Raw genomic sequence first — 462 nt, forward strand, 5'->3', positions numbered from 1 at the left:
GTCGCTGTACGAAGCAGAGTGGATCGCGACCGTCGAGACGGGAGACGACGCCGATGCCGTAACGATCGACTCCAGCTCAGTCGCGACGGATTCGTTCAGCGAAACCAACGCGGAGTCATTGCTCACGTCACCGTTCGCGCGCCAACTAGTCCGACAAGCCAGCGAAAAGGACGCCGCAGTCGTCCAGCGGCGACGATTTGAGTCCGCAAACGAGACTGCGCCAAACGACGACATGGAGTCCATCGCCGCAGCAGTCCCTGTGGCCTGTGGCCGACAGCGGTTTGGCGTGCTCGCCGTGGCTGGGACCGAAGAGAGCGGATTCTCCGAGACGGCACAAAGCGGGCTCGAATTGCTCGGGGAGACACTCGGATTCGCCATCATCGCCGACCGGCGCCGAAATACATTGATCGAGAGCGACGCTGTTGAATTAGAATTCTCGTTTGCGAGCCCGCTGGCCGACCT

General features: G+C 61.5%; 1 protein-coding gene. It reads left to right on the forward strand.

What is annotated here, in order from left to right:
• Positions 1 to 462, forward strand: a 462-nt coding sequence (locus EXE42_RS16880) for a GAF domain-containing protein (protein ID WP_158293776.1), incomplete at both ends; no start/stop codon positions are given.

The sequence above is a fragment of the Halorubrum sp. SP3 genome (genome assembly GCF_005435195.1).
GTDB lineage: Archaea > Halobacteriota > Halobacteria > Halobacteriales > Haloferacaceae > Halorubrum > Halorubrum sodomense.